Source organism: bacterium, from assembly GCA_030704665.1.
Taxonomy (GTDB): domain Bacteria; phylum Patescibacteriota; class Microgenomatia; order Woykebacterales; family RBG-16-39-9b; genus JAUYID01.
On sequence record JAUYID010000009.1, the window covers coordinates 600,344 to 615,129 of the forward strand.

Sequence of the window (14,786 nt, forward strand, 5' to 3'; positions counted from 1 at the left end):
GCGTATACAATGGCAGCAGCAAAAAGAAAAACACCAAGAAGCACAACCTCTGTCCCCAGAATTCGAAAAATAAGAAAGTTTTCTTTCAATTTTTCTGACCTTCGCAACAAAACCAAAAGCGAGTACAACTCTCACGCTAGTCTTTATCCTCTTGTTATTTTCATAATTATAGTTTTAATAGTTTTAGCCGCCCTTTTTACCTTTAGACGTGGTCTTTTTCTGGCTGGAACTGTGAACGGTCAATTTGTTTCTACCCCCGAGTTCTACCAAAAGCTGGTTCAAGGTGGTGGCACCAGTACTTTTGACACTCTTACTCGAGATATTTTGATTAAACAAGAAGCAGCAAAAAAGAAACTGACCGTCAGTCAAAAAGAAGTTGATTCTCGTCTAACTACTGTAGAAAAAAACCTTGGTGGCAAAGACAATTTAAACAACGCTCTTTCCCAAAACAACCTGACTCTGGCTGAGCTAAAAAAACAACTTGAAGTCCAGCTTCTCGCGGAAAAAATTCTTGATAAGGATCTTCAAGTCAGTGATGCCGAAGTGACCAAATATATTGCTGAGAACAAAGATGCAACCAAAAATATGAGTCGTGATGAAGTCAAAGAACAGCTTCGTACCGAAAAATTCAACACCAAATTTACTTCTTGGTACGATGAGCTGAAAAAGAACGCCAAAATAGTTAAGTATTTCTAAACCTTTTTTCCACCAAAAACCCTTTGCTAACCCTCGATTGCGTCAAAGTAAGCATAAACGTCAGCAGCTGCCTTCTGAATTGCTTTGACTCGATTTTGGTAAGTCCCTCCCCCATTGGTAAAGACAACCAGAGTAAAAGGATGACGAGGATGGGCAACAATGGCAGCGTCATGAATCTCAGCGTTGTAAGCTCCCCATTTGTGATAAACCTTGATTCCCTTGGGTATTCCAGGGGGAATTCTGTCTTCTTTGTTGGTGTTGGCCATGTAAGAAAGCAAAAGCTGACGGTGAGTTTTGCTTAGGACTTTGCCAGCATAAAGACCATAGAGCAGGTCTGAGACGGCTCTTGTTGTCATGCGATTGTTCTCTACATCAACTTTGAGTAACCCCAAACTATCAGCTTGTCTTTGCTCAGTATCTTTGCCAATCAGATTGTTGATCAGATCCCAAGAAAGATTGTTACTTTGGTTGATCATTTGCTGAATTTGGTACTGAAGAGTATAACCACCCAAAGGTTGATCAAGCGAGAGTTTCCCTTGTTCGACCCCTCTCAAAGCGGTCGTCGCTACCAAAACCTTGATGACGGAAGCAGCGTGCAGCGGGCTCGTTTCTTTGATACCAAATTTATCATTGATTTCGATATCGTTGATTGAAACACGAAAATCGCTACTGGGAGCTAAATCCTTTTTTAGCTTGGCTAGAAGAGCCTTTTTCTTTTCTTCATCTGGTTTTCTTGGTTCAGGTGCTTTTTTCTCAGCTGGCTGACTAGCAATCTTTTTCCCCAAAGAAGTAATTGTCTTTAGAGTTGTTTTTTGGTTTAGAAAAAAGTAAGTTCCAAAAACAAACAAAAGAAGGAAAAGAACGGTAAGCGAAATTTTAACCACTTTCCCAATGAATCTTTTCAAGAAACTTGGTTTACGGGACTTATAAACAAAGGAATAAGACATTAGCAACTATTTTAACTTAAGTAAAAACTTTGCACAAAAAAAGCGCCTTTTTGGCGCATCAACTTTATCTATTATAACACCCAGAAAATACCCAAGTCAATTTTTTTCGGTTTCGCTTTCGGTTTTTACAATTTTTGGTGGGCCAAAATCCCCGCCCTTGAAAAACAAGTTTTTTTGCATTTTTCTGCCGAAGCGTTAGAATTACCTTTGTGAAAATAATTTTGGCAAGCTCCTCACCCCGTCGAGTCGAGGTCATGAAAAACCTCGGTCTTGACTTTGAAACCATTCCTTCGAGCTTTGACGAACGCGCTGTCAAAGAAGCAGATCCTTTGCGGCTGGTAAAAACTCTGGCATTGGAAAAAGCTCGAGTTGTCACCCAGGAGAATCCGGGTTCTGTAGTAATTGGGGCCGACACCATGGTCCAAATCGCCGATGAGTTTGTCGGCAAGCCAAAGGATTTAGAAGAAGCGCGTAGAATGCTGCGTAAAGCTAGTGGCCAAGAAGTCAAAGATTTTGTCGGCTTAGCCGTCATCTTTAATAATCAAGAAAAGGCAATGTCTTCCATTGGAAGAGCGAAAATGAAGTCTTTTGGAGACAAAGAAATTGACTCTTACCTCAGTCGCGTCAACCCTCTTGATAAAGCCGGTGGCTTTGCTGGAGCAGCAGCAGAAGGTGGGGAATTTTATGCAAGCTACTCTGGTGAGCCTGGACAGGAGTTTGGTTTGCCCCTGACTTCTCTCGAAAAATTCTTAACTGAATTTGGAGTCGCGGTTCCCAAGCAAGATTAACCTCTTCTCCCCCAGTGCTAAAATAGAGGTATGGAAAAAACAGCTAAAACTGAATCGGAATTGAAAAAAGAACTTGATCCTGAAGTCTACCGTATTGCTCGGGAAAAAGGTACCGAAGCGCCTTTCAGCGGCAAATACACTTATTCCAAAGAAGAGGGTGTTTACAAGTGTATGGTTTGTGGAAACCCGCTTTTTGCTTCCGCTACCAAATTTGATTCTGGTACCGGCTGGCCTAGTTTTGATAAACCAATTTCTCCCGCTTCCATCGAATATCGAGAAGATAATGATCAGGGCATGGTTCGCATTGAAGTGATTTGTGCCCGTTGTGGATCACACTTGGGTCATGTTTTTGATGACGGGCCGACCGAAACTGGGAAACGTTACTGTTTGAATTCCGTCTGTCTAAACCTTCAGTCGAAAGAAAAAGAAGTTTAAAAATCGTGTAAATATTTTTCTGCAAAACCGCCGGCCTCTCTCTCTTGCTTGGCAACTTCTCCTGCAGTTTGGCGTTCCAAAATTGCGTTGCGGTGCTTGAGGATGACATGACCAATTTCGTGAGCAATGGTGTAACGCTGTTGCCGCCTGCTTTCAGAAAAAAGCTCATCACTGAGAAAAATCAAATATTTTTTCTGGATTTCTTCTCCTCGCAAAGTAAAACCCCAAGCATCTTCAAAAGAGCTAACAAACCAGCAGTTTTTGGTGACAAAATTTTGTATCTCTTGCGGAAAGGCAAGTAAAGTCTCACAGACCAAAAACTGCATCCGTGAATTTCCGATCAGCTTTCCAGCAAATTTTTCTTTAATAATCTCGAGCTCGGCTCTCATAGAAATATATTGTAGGACTAGAGCAATAAACTGGTCAATCCTTTTTACCAAAAGAAAAGCGAGCCTTGCGGCTCGCTCCTCTTCTTAAACCTTTCATTGTCATTCTGAACTTGTTTCAGAATCTTTGAAAGATTTAAGGGTTTGACGACTTTGGTTGAGAAAAGCATTAAATTCCTTGGCTTTGCTTTTCTCGTCGTCATCCCTGCGGTTTACCAATTCCGCTCTCGGTCGGGACCGACCGGTTGCTTTAGAAGTCGGTTTCTGGCTCCTGCTCTCCATAGAACGTATCGTAAACATACGTCCCAAGATAGAAAAGCAAGAAAACCAAGGCTCGAAGTGTGTCTCGTCCTGGATCATGGAGTGTGACGTCCATTACTGGAAAAAAGACCGAGGCAGCATAGTAAAACATCGGGCCGAAAATGGCGGTGTGGTAGAGTTGGCTCGGCTTACGGATTTGCCGAGAGGAAAGGCTTCCTGATCGAAAAGCATTGAACTCTTGCAGGATAGCCAGGACTACTCCAAGCCCCAAGATCGACAGATGCCACCAAACTTCATTGTAGAAACGGTCCGCGGTGTTGTGATTTTGCACTATCACCGCCGCAAACCCTGCGTAAACTGGAAGCCCAACAGTATCTCCCAGTCGAAAGCTCCACCAACGCCGTAGATACCACCTACCCTCGAAGGCCCGCCTCAGGACCATGATGACACCGAAATCGATGACGAAAATGTAGATCGCGACAAGGAACGGGTTCCAGGACCAGATGTCAAACCCAAGACTGGAGAACTCTTCCACCTCTGCACCTCCAAGTGCTCTGAAACCAAAACTGTCAATGTGCGAAACAAAAGCAACTGATTGCTGAGAAAAGCCTTCTCAATTTATCAATTGCCTTTGCAAAGGTGTTTACCGGGTCCAGAGGCGGAGATGCGTGGACCCGGCAGACGTTACTTCGTGAGGGTGAGCTGTTTGAAGACCATCAGCACATGCGGGTGCTGAGTGTCTGGAATCTGTGTGCCGTACTCAGTTAGGTTCACAGCTCCTTTGTACTTGGCGACTGCTTTTGTGAAGTCACCGCCGTACTGATCAACCAATTCACCAAAGTAACGTGCAGAACAGTAGACGTTTTCGAAAGGATCAAAGCGCAGAGCCGGGTCACAGACCTCCGGAAAGGAGCTGAGCTGACCCAGGCCAACGCAAAGATCCTCTCCGCAGGCAACCGGACCGGAATTGAGGATTTCCCAATTTTCGTGCGATTCTCGGATGAAGGAGCAATCCGCACTTTCTGTTCCCCGCGGTACCCAGTGGTAGAAAGAACTCTCCGTGAAGAGAAGCTCCAACCACACTTGGGCAGCATTGGGGTCCTCAAAGTCGTCCAAAACCGGGGTGATCACCTGCGAGAGCATACATCCCTGAACAACGTCTAACTGCGGGATTTGAGCCTCGATGCGAATCGGACTCTGGACAACCGGTGCTGCTGCACCAGCCACCCTAGCATGAGGAGTCGGCACATCCTTGTGCGTGTGAGCGTACGCCCACTTTATTCCAGGCCAAACCACTGCGAACATGGCTAGTGTAACTAGCACGTTCGCCAGGAGCTTGTTTCCCTGCCTGGCTTGTGCCGGACGTGTCCTTGTGGTGGGCATAGGAAACCTCCTTTACCACCCTCCTCCAGAACGTGCCCTATAGTATAGCAATTTCGATCGTAAAAATCAAGTACTATAAGATATTTAACCGTCTCCTCTAGCCTGCTATAATTACTCAATGAAAGAACCTTACAAAAATATTGTTGTTGCCGGAGACGTTGGCGCTGGAACTACTACCCTAGCCAAGGCTCTAGCCAAAGAACTTGGCTGGGAGTTTGAATCGGCGGGAAGTTTTTTTCGTGATTACGCAATCAAAAACAGCATTCCTCTCTGGGACAAAGAATCTGTTCCTGATGAGGTCGACAAAAAAGTGGATGCGGAAATGACCGAAAGATTAAAAACTGGGGAGCACCTAGTTCTTGATACTCACTACGCTGGTTGGTTTACACGAGATGAGCCAAGCGTTTTCAAGATCTTGTTGCTTTGTGATCGACAGATTGCTACAGAGAGGATGCTGAAGAGAAAACACACTCACGAAGAAACCCCAGAAACGATTGAGAAAAGAAGACAAGGTTTGTACGCAAAATTCAAAAAACTCTACAGTGATGAGCCCTACGAAGATCCGAAATTTTATGATTTGGTGATTGATACTGGAAAAAACTCTCCCGCCGAGACTCTCGCGATTACCCTAAAGAATTTTCACTACGTGAAAAAAGATTGGTAGTAATTACTTTAGAAAAGGTACCAAAAGGAGTGCAACGATGTTGATAACCTTAATCATTGGGTTAATTGCCGGTCCAGCGGTGTCTTTAAGTCGCCCTAGCGACGCAAAGATACGGCTATTTAAGAAAGGGTACGAGGAGTAAAGCAACGATGTTGATAACCTTAATCATTGGGTTAATTGCCGGACCCGCCGTATCTTTATAGGGGTCTCCAACTGTATCTCCGGTGACCGCGGCTTTGTGGGCTTCCGAGCCTTTTCCACCGTACTGCCCTTCTTCGATGTATTTCTTGGCATTGTCCCAGGCGGCTCCTCCGTTTGTCATCGAGACGGCGACGAAAACTCCAGTAATTAAAGTTCCAACGAGCAACCCTCCAAGCGCTGCTGCTCCCAGAAAGTAGCCGACCAGTACTGGGGCCACGACTGGAATTAGCGCGGGGACGATCATTTCTTTTTGAGCTGCCGCAGTCACGATAGCAACTGCCCGAGCGTAATCTGGTTTAGCACTCCCTTCCATGATCCCTTTGATTTCTTTGAATTGGCGGCGCACTTCAGTGACCACACTACCAGCCGCTTTGCCAACCGCCTCCATTGCGAGAGCAGCAAAAAAGTAAGGTAGGGCTCCGCCAATGAAAAGTCCGACGAGAACTTTTGGATCGGAAATAGTGAAAGTAACCGTACGACCGGCAGCCAGCAACTCTTCTGAGTAAGCTGCAAACAAAACGAGAGCGGCTAACCCCGCTGAAGCAATCGCATAACCTTTGGTGACAGCTTTGGTAGTGTTGCCAACTGCGTCCAGTGGATCGGTCACCGCTCGGACTGAAGCGGGCAAACCTGCCATCTCGGCGATACCACCAGCATTGTCGGTAATCGGTCCAAAGGCATCAATTGCCACCACAATACCGGTCATAGACAGCATGCTCACTGCCGCAATGGCAATCCCGTAGAGACCAGCGAGATTAAAGGAAACAAGAATAGCGGCGGCAATAAGTAAAATTGGCGCCAGTGTTGATTTCATTGAGACAGCTAGACCAGCGATGACATTGGTCCCGTGTCCAGTGGTTGAAGCTCTCGCGATTGATTTTACTGAAGGAAAACCTTTGGAGGTGTAGTATTCGGTAATAACTACCATTCCTAGGGTCACAATCAAGCCAATGAGAGAAGCATAAAAAAGGCTTTGTGGGTCTGGACCGATCACTGAATCCGTAGAAAGAGCGTACACTTTATTCGCAAAGAAATTGTTCGTCACCCACCAAAAACCAATCGCAGCTAGTATTCCAGAAACAATTAATCCTTGGTACAACGCTCGCATTATCCCAGTCCCGGAAAGCCGAACGAACAACGTACCAATAATTGAGGCAATTATTGAAACTGCTCCCAAGGCGAGTGGGTAAAGAACCACACTTGTGTTACCAGGAAAAACAAGTGAGCCAAGCAACATCGCGGCAATTGAAGTCACTGCATAAGTTTCAAAAAGATCAGCCGCCATCCCCGCATCATCTCCGACATTATCCCCGACATTGTCGGCAATTACCGCCGGATTGCGCGGATCATCCTCCGGAATTCCGGCTTCGACTTTTCCAACTAGATCAGCTCCGACATCAGCTCCTTTGGTAAAAATTCCACCACCCAGGCGAGCAAAAACAGAGATTAAAGAAGAACCAAACCCAAGACCGATGAGAGCTTTGACATCATGGGTGAAATAATAAAATCCAGCCACAGAAAGCAGGGCCAAACCGACGACAAAAAGTCCGGTCACGGCTCCACCTTTGAAAGCAGTATCGAGTGCCGAAGCAAGTCCTTTTTTGGCGGCTTCAGCAGTTCTGACATTAGCTCGCACTGCCACATTCATACCGATAAAGCCCGCTGCGGCAGAAGCGACTGCTCCGACCAGAAAACCAATTCCAGTCACCATTCCCAGTTTCCACCAAATAATGAGGAAAATCAGCAGACCGACCGCGCCAACTACTCTATATTGTCGGTTTAAGTAAGCAGAAGCTCCTTCTTGAATCGCAGTAGCGATCTCCTGCATTTTTTTGTCCCCGGCCGAAAGTCTTAAAACCAAACTGACCAGAACCAGTCCGTAAAGGATGGCAGCGCCTCCGCTAGCCAGAATCCAAAGTAAAGGGTTGTTCATAAACTTTTGCTGTAGCTAACTAAATTGTAAAATAACTTTAATTGGCAGATTGGCTGGTAGTTTATCGAAAAATACACACGTTGACAAGATCCTAAGCAATTATTAATAATGTAGAAAGACGCGCAAGCGTCTGTATCAAGAGCTCCTGAGCGAAGCCAAGTCTGACTTGGCGAAGTCGAAGGACGGCAACCCCACAGGTAGGGTGCCAAAACGATACGCCCGCAAGGGAACTGTCTTTTTTGACACTTTCTTTCGGGAAAGTGTTTTTTTTGTTTTTATAATCTTGGCTTTTAAGGAGGATTATTAAATGTACAAACTTTTTACTTCTGAATCAGTTGCCGCTGGACACCCAGACAAAATTTGTGATCAGGTCTCCGATGCCATTGTTGACGCGGCTCTCAAAAACGATCCTAGCTCAAGAGTCGCCGTCGAAACTTTGGTCACTACCAACCGCATCGTTCTCGCTGGCGAAGTTACAACCAGCAAAAAACTTGACTATGAAGCCCTGGCTCGAAAAGTGGTTCGCGATTTGGGCTATACTGATCCAGAACTTGGCTTTTCCGATCAGGCAGAAGTAGAAGTTTACATCCACGAGCAGTCTAAAGAAATTTCTCATGGGGTTGATCAGGATGGTGCCGGAGATCAAGGTATGATGTTTGGCTTTGCCAACAATGAAACCCCAGAGCTGATGCCGACTCCAATCATCTTGGCACACAAACTAACTGAGAACCTCGACTCTCTAAGAAAAAAGGGAACCTTACCCTATCTTTTGCCAGATGGTAAAAGCGAAGTCACCATTCGCTATGAAGGGTTGAAACCAACCGCAGTTGAGCGAGTCGTTCTTGCCGTAGCGCATAAAAAAGAAATTGCCGAAAAAGAACTTGCCGCCGATCTCTTCAAAGAACTTGTCGTTCCAAGCCTTGAAAAGTTCAAGTTCAGGGTTGACCAGAGCGCTGTCATTATCAATGGTGCTGGGCCTTGGACTAGTCCGGGACCAGCTTCCGATACTGGTTTGACTGGGCGCAAAATTGTCATTGATACTTATGGCGGTTTTGCTCGAGCTGGTGGGGGCGCGTTTAGTGGTAAGGATCCAACCAAAGTCGACCGTTCCGGAGCCTATGCAGCGCGCTTTTTGGCCAAAAACATTGTTGCTGAGAATCTTGCTGATCAGGTCGAAGTCCAAGTCGCCTATGTCATTGGCCAAGCCCAACCAGTGGCTAAAGCAATTGAGACTTTCGGGACCGAAAAGAAAAGTTTAAAGCTGATTGAAGATTTTGCCTGGAATTTGCTTGATTTGGCCGTGCCTCATATTTTGACTAAACTTGATTTACGAAAGCCGATCTACCAAAAAACCGCCTCCTACGGTCATTTTGGCCGGGACCACTTCAGCTGGGAAAAAACTTTTCCCAAGAAAAAGAATTGACAAACGAAACTTTTTAGTAGTAGACTTTTTTAGAAAAGACTGATAGTCAATGCTTTTCCTGCTCCCTAAAACTATGAAAAGATCATCACCTCGTGAAGAATATTCTTTTAACAAGATTATGAAGGCTGGATAGGGGGTGATTAATTGTGACACTACAAGACTACATTAACCTCACTCAAGACTCAATCAACAACTTCTTCAATGGTCTCGGACCAACTTTATCCAACATCGTCGCGGCAATCGTCATCTTCGCCATCGGACTAATTATTGGCTCAATACTAAAAAGAGTTTGGGAAGAAATCAGTAAGGCAGTCAGTCTCGAAAGAAGTCTTTCTGGTTGGGACGCTTACCAAAAACTGACCAAGGCTCATGACGGAGTCGATCTAACTTCCTTTGTCGGAGAGTTGCTTCGCTGGCTATCAGTCATTGTCTTCTTGCTTCCAGCCATCGATGCGCTAGGAATTGCCGGTGGACAAAGTGTACTCTCAGCAGTCATGGGTTACTTGCCAAACGTGGTCGTTGCTAGCTTGTTCTTGGTCGTTGGTTTTGTCATCTCTTGGTTCATTCATCGCTTAGTCATGGTCGCGGGTGTTTTGGTAGACAAAAACCCCTCCCATCTCATTGCTGACGTTGCTGCTTTAGCAGTCATCGTCTTTGCTCTACTTGGGGCTTTACAGCAGCTTGGCTTGGGCGCTGATCTGATCAGATTCTTTGTTTTGGCTGGCTTTGCTGCGACGGCTCTTGCCTTTGGATTGGCTGGTAAAGATACAGCCGCGGAATTGATCAAGAAATTCATGGATCGAGCCAAATAGGAGAAGAATTACTGTGTTAGAAATTATCAAGGAGGACTATGCAAGAGGTAAGTACAGCGGTCGTTGATGCAATCACCGACTCATTGCGAGCAACAGCTCGTTTCTTACCGAACCTGATCGCAGCGATTGTCATCTTCATCATTGGAGTGATTGTGGCTGCAATCTTGAAGAACGCTCTTTTGAGAATTCTCGAGGTTATCAACTTCGAGCGTTGGCTGCACAACACCGGCATTCCCGAAGCCCTGAAACGGGCAGACGCGACTCTTTCAGTCAGTAAACTTTTGGCAGAACTTCTGCGCTGGTTTACGATTCTGATTTTCTTGATTCCAGCTGTCGATCAGCTAGGACTTGGGGCGGTCAATGAAGTTCTCAGTCAGTTGCTTCTCTACATCCCCAACGTTGTGGTCGCCGTGATCATCGTTGCTGTTGGAGCAGTAGCTGCAAAACTGGCACGAGATTTCGTGACAGCGACTGCAACTGGGGTCGGAACTCAACTCTCGGGCGTGATCGGTCAAGTCGCTCAGACCTCAATTTTGGTCTTTGCGGTCCTAGCCGCCCTCACTCAGCTTGGTGTCGCTCCCGACTTGATCAAAATCCTTTTCACCGGCTTTGTTGCTATGCTAGCAATTGCGGGTGGTCTGGCCTTTGGTCTCGGTGGAAAAGATACCGCTGCCGGTGTCTTAGAGACAATACGAAAGAGCTTTCAGGAAAAGAAGTAAAAGGGCAAGAAAGCAAAGTAATTCTCTCTTGTACTGGGGCTTCTTTATGAAGTAAAATTCTTGCTGAAAATGCACGATTATCTGTCCGCCTCTGTCCTGATAAGGAGGCCCTATGTATAAAAACCTGCTCCTTTTGCATCAACTTGAAAAAGAAGACTCCCCTGAGGTTGGGTTCAAGGCCGCACGTTTGGGTGAACTGTCCAGGCAAGGTCTAAAAACTCCCTCTGGCTTTGTCATTGCTTCAGAAGCTTTTTTTGATCTCCTCAAAAATAACAATCTTTACGAAAAATTTGAAAGCCTTTTTAAATCTCTGGACTTTCACCACCATCATGAACTCGAAAGCGCTTCTCTAATTTTTAAAAAGGCTCTTTTGGCTTCCCAACTACCAACTGATTTGGAGGAAAAGCTCAAAAGCGTCTTTTCTTCGTTTTCTCCTGTCTCAAGCCAATTTTTTCTTTCTTTGAGTACAAACAATGAAGCTGTTGCCAGTTTTTTTGAAGAAAAGGAAAAATTTTTCACCGCCAGAAGTCTAAACGTCTTTATCAAAGAATTAAAATCTTCTTGGGCGGACGTCTTTGACCCAAAAGTTATTTTTCTTGCCAAAAGCAAGGAAGTTGACTTTGCAACTCTGACCCCAAGCTTAGTTTTTCAAGCCCTCGCCGCCGCCGATGCCTCGGGGACGATCAAAACAAGGCAAACTTCTCTCGGCAACCTTGTTTCCCTCACCGCCCTCTGGGGTTTGGATACGGACCTTCACAAAAGAGTCGATGAGGCAGACACTTACTTGGTTGACAAAAAAACCTTGGCCATTGTCCGAAAAACCATTGGTCAGCAAAAAATTCAACTCATTCCTGTGAGGGATAGTGTCAAAAAACTGCCAGTACCTTTAGTCTTTTCTAGCCAACAAAAACTTGAGGATCGCCTCATTCAAAAGCTGTGCAAAGACGCAGTAAAAATAGAGAACCACTTTCTTTCTCCCCAAAAAATCCACTGGTTTTTGGTTGACGACAACCTAATGATCGACAGTACCCAGCCTTTAGAGGAAACAGAGAAGATAAACTTCAACTCCGCCCGCTTACTTCTGGAAAATTCTCTACAAGTTCTCGCCAAAGGAAGGGGTCTCTATCCAGGAATTGCAACGGGACCAATTAAATTTTTAAGCTCGAAATTGACTAGTACCAAACCAAACCTGAGCAAAGTAAAAAATGGGGATATAGTTTTTCTCAAAGAGTACTCGAACAAATACTCTCCTCTACTTCGCAAGGCTGCTGGCTTGGTAGTCAGCAAACTTCCAGAAAAAGCCTTTAGCGCTTCTTTAAGAAATCTGGGCAAACCAACTCTGGTTGGAGAAGTAGCGGAAAACTACGCTGGACAAGTCGTTACTCTTGATGGTGGAGAAGGAAAAGTACTGAAAGGTGCTTGGGCTAGGGAGTCCCGGCGCAGTCTTCCCACCCGAGCACAGACAGTCCCAGAACACCGTCGGCTCACCAAAATTTTTGTTAGTACCGGAGAGCCACAACTTGCGCAGGAACTGGCCCAACAAAACTTCGACGGAGTTGGTTTACTGCGCGCCGAGCCAATTTGGACGCAGATCGGTACTCATCCCCAGCTGGTTCTGAGAGAAAAGGGAGAGAAAAAGTTTGTTCGCGCTCTCGCAAACCAGATCGGCAAACTCGCGGCAGCTTTTTCCCCTCGGCCGGTGATCTACCGAGCCAGTGAATTTACTCTCGAGGATTTGCAGGCTCTTCGCGGTAGTCCCAAAGAGCAAGCTTCTGAGAGCTCTCCCCAAGGAGCTGCCTATTTTCTAGCTCATCCAGAGCACTTTGAACTTGAGCTTGAAGCAATCAAGGAGGTACGCAATGGTCTGGGCTTTAAAAACCTTTGGCTCGCGATTCCTCTAGTTCGCAGCGTTGAAGAAATGGAAAAAATCAAAAAACAAGTTTCCGGCATTGGTTTACCTCGTTCTGGCTCTTTCCGCTTGCTGATGATCGCGGAAGTTCCCGCCAACACGGTTCTCATCGATCAATTCTTGGAAACCGGTATTGATGGCCTTGTTGTTGATGTAGCTGATCTTGCTTCTTTGATTTTGGGTAAGACCACTTCACCGGGTTCAAAAACTAGCCCGGCGGTGCTCGATTCTTTAGCTAGATTGATCAAAGAAACCCGCAAAAGAAAGCTCTTTGCTTCGGCTATTCTTCAAGCCGGAGAGCTGAACGAGGAAATCTTGGAAACCCTCGTCCGAGCCGGAGTCTCGGCTGTTTCCGTGCCGCACCCTTACCTGAACCAGGCGGCTTCACTTTTGACTAAAGCTGAAAAGAAAATTGTCACGGGAAAAAACTAGTGCTCTGTGGGCGAGGAAGATGTGGCTTGTCTAGGAGTCGAGCTTTGAGTGCTGTTTGCTTGTCTGTTTTCCTCCCCACCACTTGATCGGAAAAAGATAAACCCAAGACCAAAAAGAATCAGCAGGACAGCTAAAATTGCTACCAAAAGCCCGGTCTTGCCCTGATTTTCGTCGGATTTTTTTTCAGTTGCTAGAACTGCTTGGTCGGTATCTGAACTTGGAGAAAGCGAAGGAGTTTGTTCTTCCATGGGCTAAAAACTTACCATCTTTCTTGGTTGGCTGTCAATCAAATTTCCTGAAGAATAGATTGCAACTTTAGCCTCGATTTGTTATCATGCAAATTTGCGTGGGCCTCTAGCTCAATTGGCGAGAAAGCCAACTGCTTGTCTTTTGAGAGGAATTTTAGCTAAGATTGATTCTAGCGTTAAGAAATTCCTGGAAGAGTAGCGGCCTTTGAAGGAGGATCCTGTTGGGCCTCTAGCTCAATTGGTAGAGCAGCGGCCTTTTAAGCCGCGTGTTCTGGGTTCGAGTCCCAGGAGGCTCACCAGGATCTTCTTTCCTTCGGAAACAAGACAGTCGTTCTGGGTTCGTTTTTAATAAATTGGCAAGAGGCCAAGATCCCAGCGGGCTCACCAAATCCGATTTATATTGATATAGTAAGCAAAAGAAAAAGGCGCCCATTGCTGAACGCCTATTAATAGCGGTCTCTTAGGTCAAAGGGCGTGAGCTTTGAATAACATTAATCTCCCCTAATGCCCTTTCCAGAATTGGGTTGATTTTGTAGGACCAACCCTCGCTGCATGCAGTAGTGACAACTCCAATCTGCTCCCCGGACATAGAATTTGAGAGTGGAGAAGTAACAGCTACAACTATATGAGTACCTCTGTAGAAAAGGTGGTATAACTTCACCTCGCTCTTACTAAATTTAGGTACAAGTGCTTTGTAGGCTGTATCTGCCGAGCTAGACAACATAAACCCAAACGCGACCGCCCTTACCAATTTCATCTTCTGTCCTTTCACCACTAAACTCACCTCAGGTTGGCGAGCCTAATGATGTCTTTGTTGTTTTGATTTGGGAAAAATAATTGGGGAAGAAACTTAAACCAAGGCACGACAAGACCGCCAACTTAGTTGGATGTCTTGCTTTTCTTGATGTTTAAGTTTAAATTCATTGTTTGGAGTTTACCCCAAGAGCACAGTTTTGTCAAAAAGCTGCCATTCTAGCACTTTTGGTGTAAAATTCGAAATATGAAACTTTATCGATTCAGCCCGATTAAAAAATTAGAAAAACTATTTGAAGCAATTAAACACATTCATTTTGAGGCTCACAAACTTTCAAAACAATCCTTCGGCTATTACCTTCCAAATAACGCTGGTAACATTGGTGTGTTTTGTCACTATGACGATGAATATGAAGCTCTGATAAAGATTAGAAAAGACTTAACAAAACCCTCCGATAATCCAAACCAAAAGTACTTCACTTTACTAAAACCAATCGTTATTCCAGCACAAGATGATGTTCCAGAAACTACTTACACCCATCTTTATATTCGAAAACCAGACCCCTATCGCCATCACGTAGGAGATGTTGATTTCTATTTGGAGCCAGAAGAGTACAAAAAACCAAAAGGAGAACTACTTGCTGGTAAGAAAATGAAAGGAGCTAGAGTTTTTGAAAGACCTGATTTGGATATGATTGAACTTTTTGATCCGGACGTTGATGTTCTTGCTTACGTTAGCACTGAAAAGATGTCAGAAGCAGTCAGGGTTAAACTTTCTGAACACACTAAACTATAA

15 protein-coding genes and 1 tRNA gene are annotated in these 14,786 nt (G+C 45.2%); 10 read left to right on the forward strand and 6 right to left on the reverse strand.

Features of this window, described 5'->3' with window-relative positions:
* Positions 1-9 precede the first annotated feature (9 nt).
* Complete coding sequence (locus Q8P13_03565) at positions 10-696, forward strand: SurA N-terminal domain-containing protein (GenBank protein MDP2671505.1); 687 nt, start codon at positions 10-12, stop codon at positions 694-696.
* Between the two features lie 26 nt (positions 697-722).
* Here Q8P13_03565 and Q8P13_03570 read toward each other — a convergent pair whose 3' ends face one another.
* Positions 723-1,643, reverse strand: coding sequence for a serine hydrolase (locus Q8P13_03570; GenBank protein ID MDP2671506.1), 921 nt, complete (start codon positions 1,641-1,643; stop codon positions 723-725).
* A gap of 209 nt (positions 1,644-1,852) precedes the next feature.
* Between Q8P13_03570 and Q8P13_03575 the strand changes: the two genes are divergently transcribed.
* Both Q8P13_03575 and msrB read left to right on the forward strand, forming a co-directional pair.
* Positions 1,853-2,431, forward strand: coding sequence for a Maf family nucleotide pyrophosphatase (locus tag Q8P13_03575; protein MDP2671507.1), 579 nt, complete (start codon positions 1,853-1,855; stop codon positions 2,429-2,431).
* A 30-nt stretch (positions 2,432-2,461) separates the two neighbouring features.
* On the forward strand, positions 2,462-2,866 hold the full coding sequence (msrB, locus tag Q8P13_03580; protein ID MDP2671508.1) for a peptide-methionine (R)-S-oxide reductase MsrB: 405 nt from the start codon (positions 2,462-2,464) through the stop codon (positions 2,864-2,866).
* Here the strand turns inward: msrB and Q8P13_03585 are convergent.
* The 3 genes from Q8P13_03585 to Q8P13_03595 form a co-directional block, all read right to left on the reverse strand.
* Positions 2,863-3,255, reverse strand: a complete 393-nt coding sequence (locus Q8P13_03585; GenBank protein ID MDP2671509.1) for an ImmA/IrrE family metallo-endopeptidase — start codon at positions 3,253-3,255, stop codon at positions 2,863-2,865. The two genes, msrB and Q8P13_03585, sit on opposite strands and share 4 nt — an antisense overlap.
* 247 nt (positions 3,256-3,502) lie before the next feature.
* Positions 3,503-4,048, reverse strand: coding sequence for a hypothetical protein (locus tag Q8P13_03590; GenBank protein ID MDP2671510.1), 546 nt, complete (start codon positions 4,046-4,048; stop codon positions 3,503-3,505).
* A 149-nt stretch (positions 4,049-4,197) separates the two neighbouring features.
* The gene (locus Q8P13_03595; protein ID MDP2671511.1) at positions 4,198-4,896 is read right to left on the reverse strand and encodes a lytic transglycosylase domain-containing protein; all 699 of its coding nucleotides are present in this window, start codon (positions 4,894-4,896) and stop codon (positions 4,198-4,200) included.
* 118 nt (positions 4,897-5,014) lie between these two features.
* On the opposite strand from Q8P13_03595, the gene Q8P13_03600 reads away from it, so the two are divergent.
* The gene (locus tag Q8P13_03600; GenBank protein MDP2671512.1) at positions 5,015-5,560 is read left to right on the forward strand and encodes an AAA family ATPase; all 546 of its coding nucleotides are present in this window, start codon (positions 5,015-5,017) and stop codon (positions 5,558-5,560) included.
* Positions 5,561-5,675: 115 nt separating this feature from the next.
* On the opposite strand, the gene Q8P13_03605 is transcribed toward Q8P13_03600, so the two are convergent.
* Positions 5,676-7,694 (reverse strand): sodium-translocating pyrophosphatase, encoded by a 2,019-nt coding sequence (locus tag Q8P13_03605; GenBank protein MDP2671513.1) that lies wholly within the window; start codon positions 7,692-7,694, stop codon positions 5,676-5,678.
* A gap of 307 nt (positions 7,695-8,001) precedes the next feature.
* Between Q8P13_03605 and metK the strand changes: the two genes are divergently transcribed.
* The 4 genes from metK (at position 8,002) to Q8P13_03625 (ending at position 12,989) form a co-directional block, all read left to right on the forward strand.
* Positions 8,002-9,117: a methionine adenosyltransferase gene (gene metK / locus Q8P13_03610; protein MDP2671514.1), complete on the forward strand. Its 1,116-nt coding sequence runs from the start codon at positions 8,002-8,004 to the stop codon at positions 9,115-9,117.
* 146 nt (positions 9,118-9,263) lie between these two features.
* A complete protein-coding gene (locus Q8P13_03615; protein MDP2671515.1) occupies positions 9,264-9,929 on the forward strand; it encodes a hypothetical protein in 666 nt (221 codons plus the stop codon).
* Between the two features lie 38 nt (positions 9,930-9,967).
* Positions 9,968-10,648: a hypothetical protein gene (locus Q8P13_03620; GenBank protein ID MDP2671516.1), complete on the forward strand. Its 681-nt coding sequence runs from the start codon at positions 9,968-9,970 to the stop codon at positions 10,646-10,648.
* 112 nt (positions 10,649-10,760) lie between these two features.
* Complete coding sequence (locus tag Q8P13_03625; GenBank protein ID MDP2671517.1) at positions 10,761-12,989, forward strand: PEP/pyruvate-binding domain-containing protein; 2,229 nt, start codon at positions 10,761-10,763, stop codon at positions 12,987-12,989.
* Here the strand turns inward: Q8P13_03625 and Q8P13_03630 are convergent.
* Complete coding sequence (locus tag Q8P13_03630; GenBank protein ID MDP2671518.1) at positions 12,986-13,237, reverse strand: hypothetical protein; 252 nt, start codon at positions 13,235-13,237, stop codon at positions 12,986-12,988. The two genes, Q8P13_03625 and Q8P13_03630, sit on opposite strands and share 4 nt — an antisense overlap.
* 223 nt (positions 13,238-13,460) lie before the next feature.
* Between Q8P13_03630 and Q8P13_03635 the strand changes: the two genes are divergently transcribed.
* Positions 13,461-13,536, forward strand: a tRNA-Lys gene (locus Q8P13_03635).
* A 701-nt stretch (positions 13,537-14,237) separates the two neighbouring features.
* Complete coding sequence (locus Q8P13_03640) at positions 14,238-14,786, forward strand: hypothetical protein (protein ID MDP2671519.1); 549 nt, start codon at positions 14,238-14,240, stop codon at positions 14,784-14,786.

Bases quoted from the DNA above. Each gene is read 5' to 3' on its own strand.
- Q8P13_03595 (MDP2671511.1), bottom strand. From the start codon at position 4,896: ATGCCCACCACAAGGACACGTCCGGCACAAGCCAGGCAGGGAAACAAG.
- Q8P13_03565 (MDP2671505.1), top strand. From the start codon at position 10: ATGGCAGCAGCAAAAAGAAAAACACCAAGAAGCACAACCTCTGTCCCC.
- Q8P13_03605 (MDP2671513.1), bottom strand. From the start codon at position 7,694: ATGAACAACCCTTTACTTTGGATTCTGGCTAGCGGAGGCGCTGCCATC.
- Q8P13_03625 (MDP2671517.1), top strand. From the start codon at position 10,761: ATGTATAAAAACCTGCTCCTTTTGCATCAACTTGAAAAAGAAGACTCC.
- Q8P13_03630 (MDP2671518.1), bottom strand. From the start codon at position 13,237: ATGGAAGAACAAACTCCTTCGCTTTCTCCAAGTTCAGATACCGACCAA.
- msrB (MDP2671508.1), top strand. From the start codon at position 2,462: ATGGAAAAAACAGCTAAAACTGAATCGGAATTGAAAAAAGAACTTGAT.
- Q8P13_03585 (MDP2671509.1), bottom strand. From the start codon at position 3,255: ATGAGAGCCGAGCTCGAGATTATTAAAGAAAAATTTGCTGGAAAGCTG.
- Q8P13_03620 (MDP2671516.1), top strand. From the start codon at position 9,968: ATGCAAGAGGTAAGTACAGCGGTCGTTGATGCAATCACCGACTCATTG.
- metK (MDP2671514.1), top strand. From the start codon at position 8,002: ATGTACAAACTTTTTACTTCTGAATCAGTTGCCGCTGGACACCCAGAC.
- Q8P13_03600 (MDP2671512.1), top strand. From the start codon at position 5,015: ATGAAAGAACCTTACAAAAATATTGTTGTTGCCGGAGACGTTGGCGCT.
- Q8P13_03640 (MDP2671519.1), top strand. From the start codon at position 14,238: ATGAAACTTTATCGATTCAGCCCGATTAAAAAATTAGAAAAACTATTT.
- Q8P13_03570 (MDP2671506.1), bottom strand. From the start codon at position 1,643: ATGTCTTATTCCTTTGTTTATAAGTCCCGTAAACCAAGTTTCTTGAAA.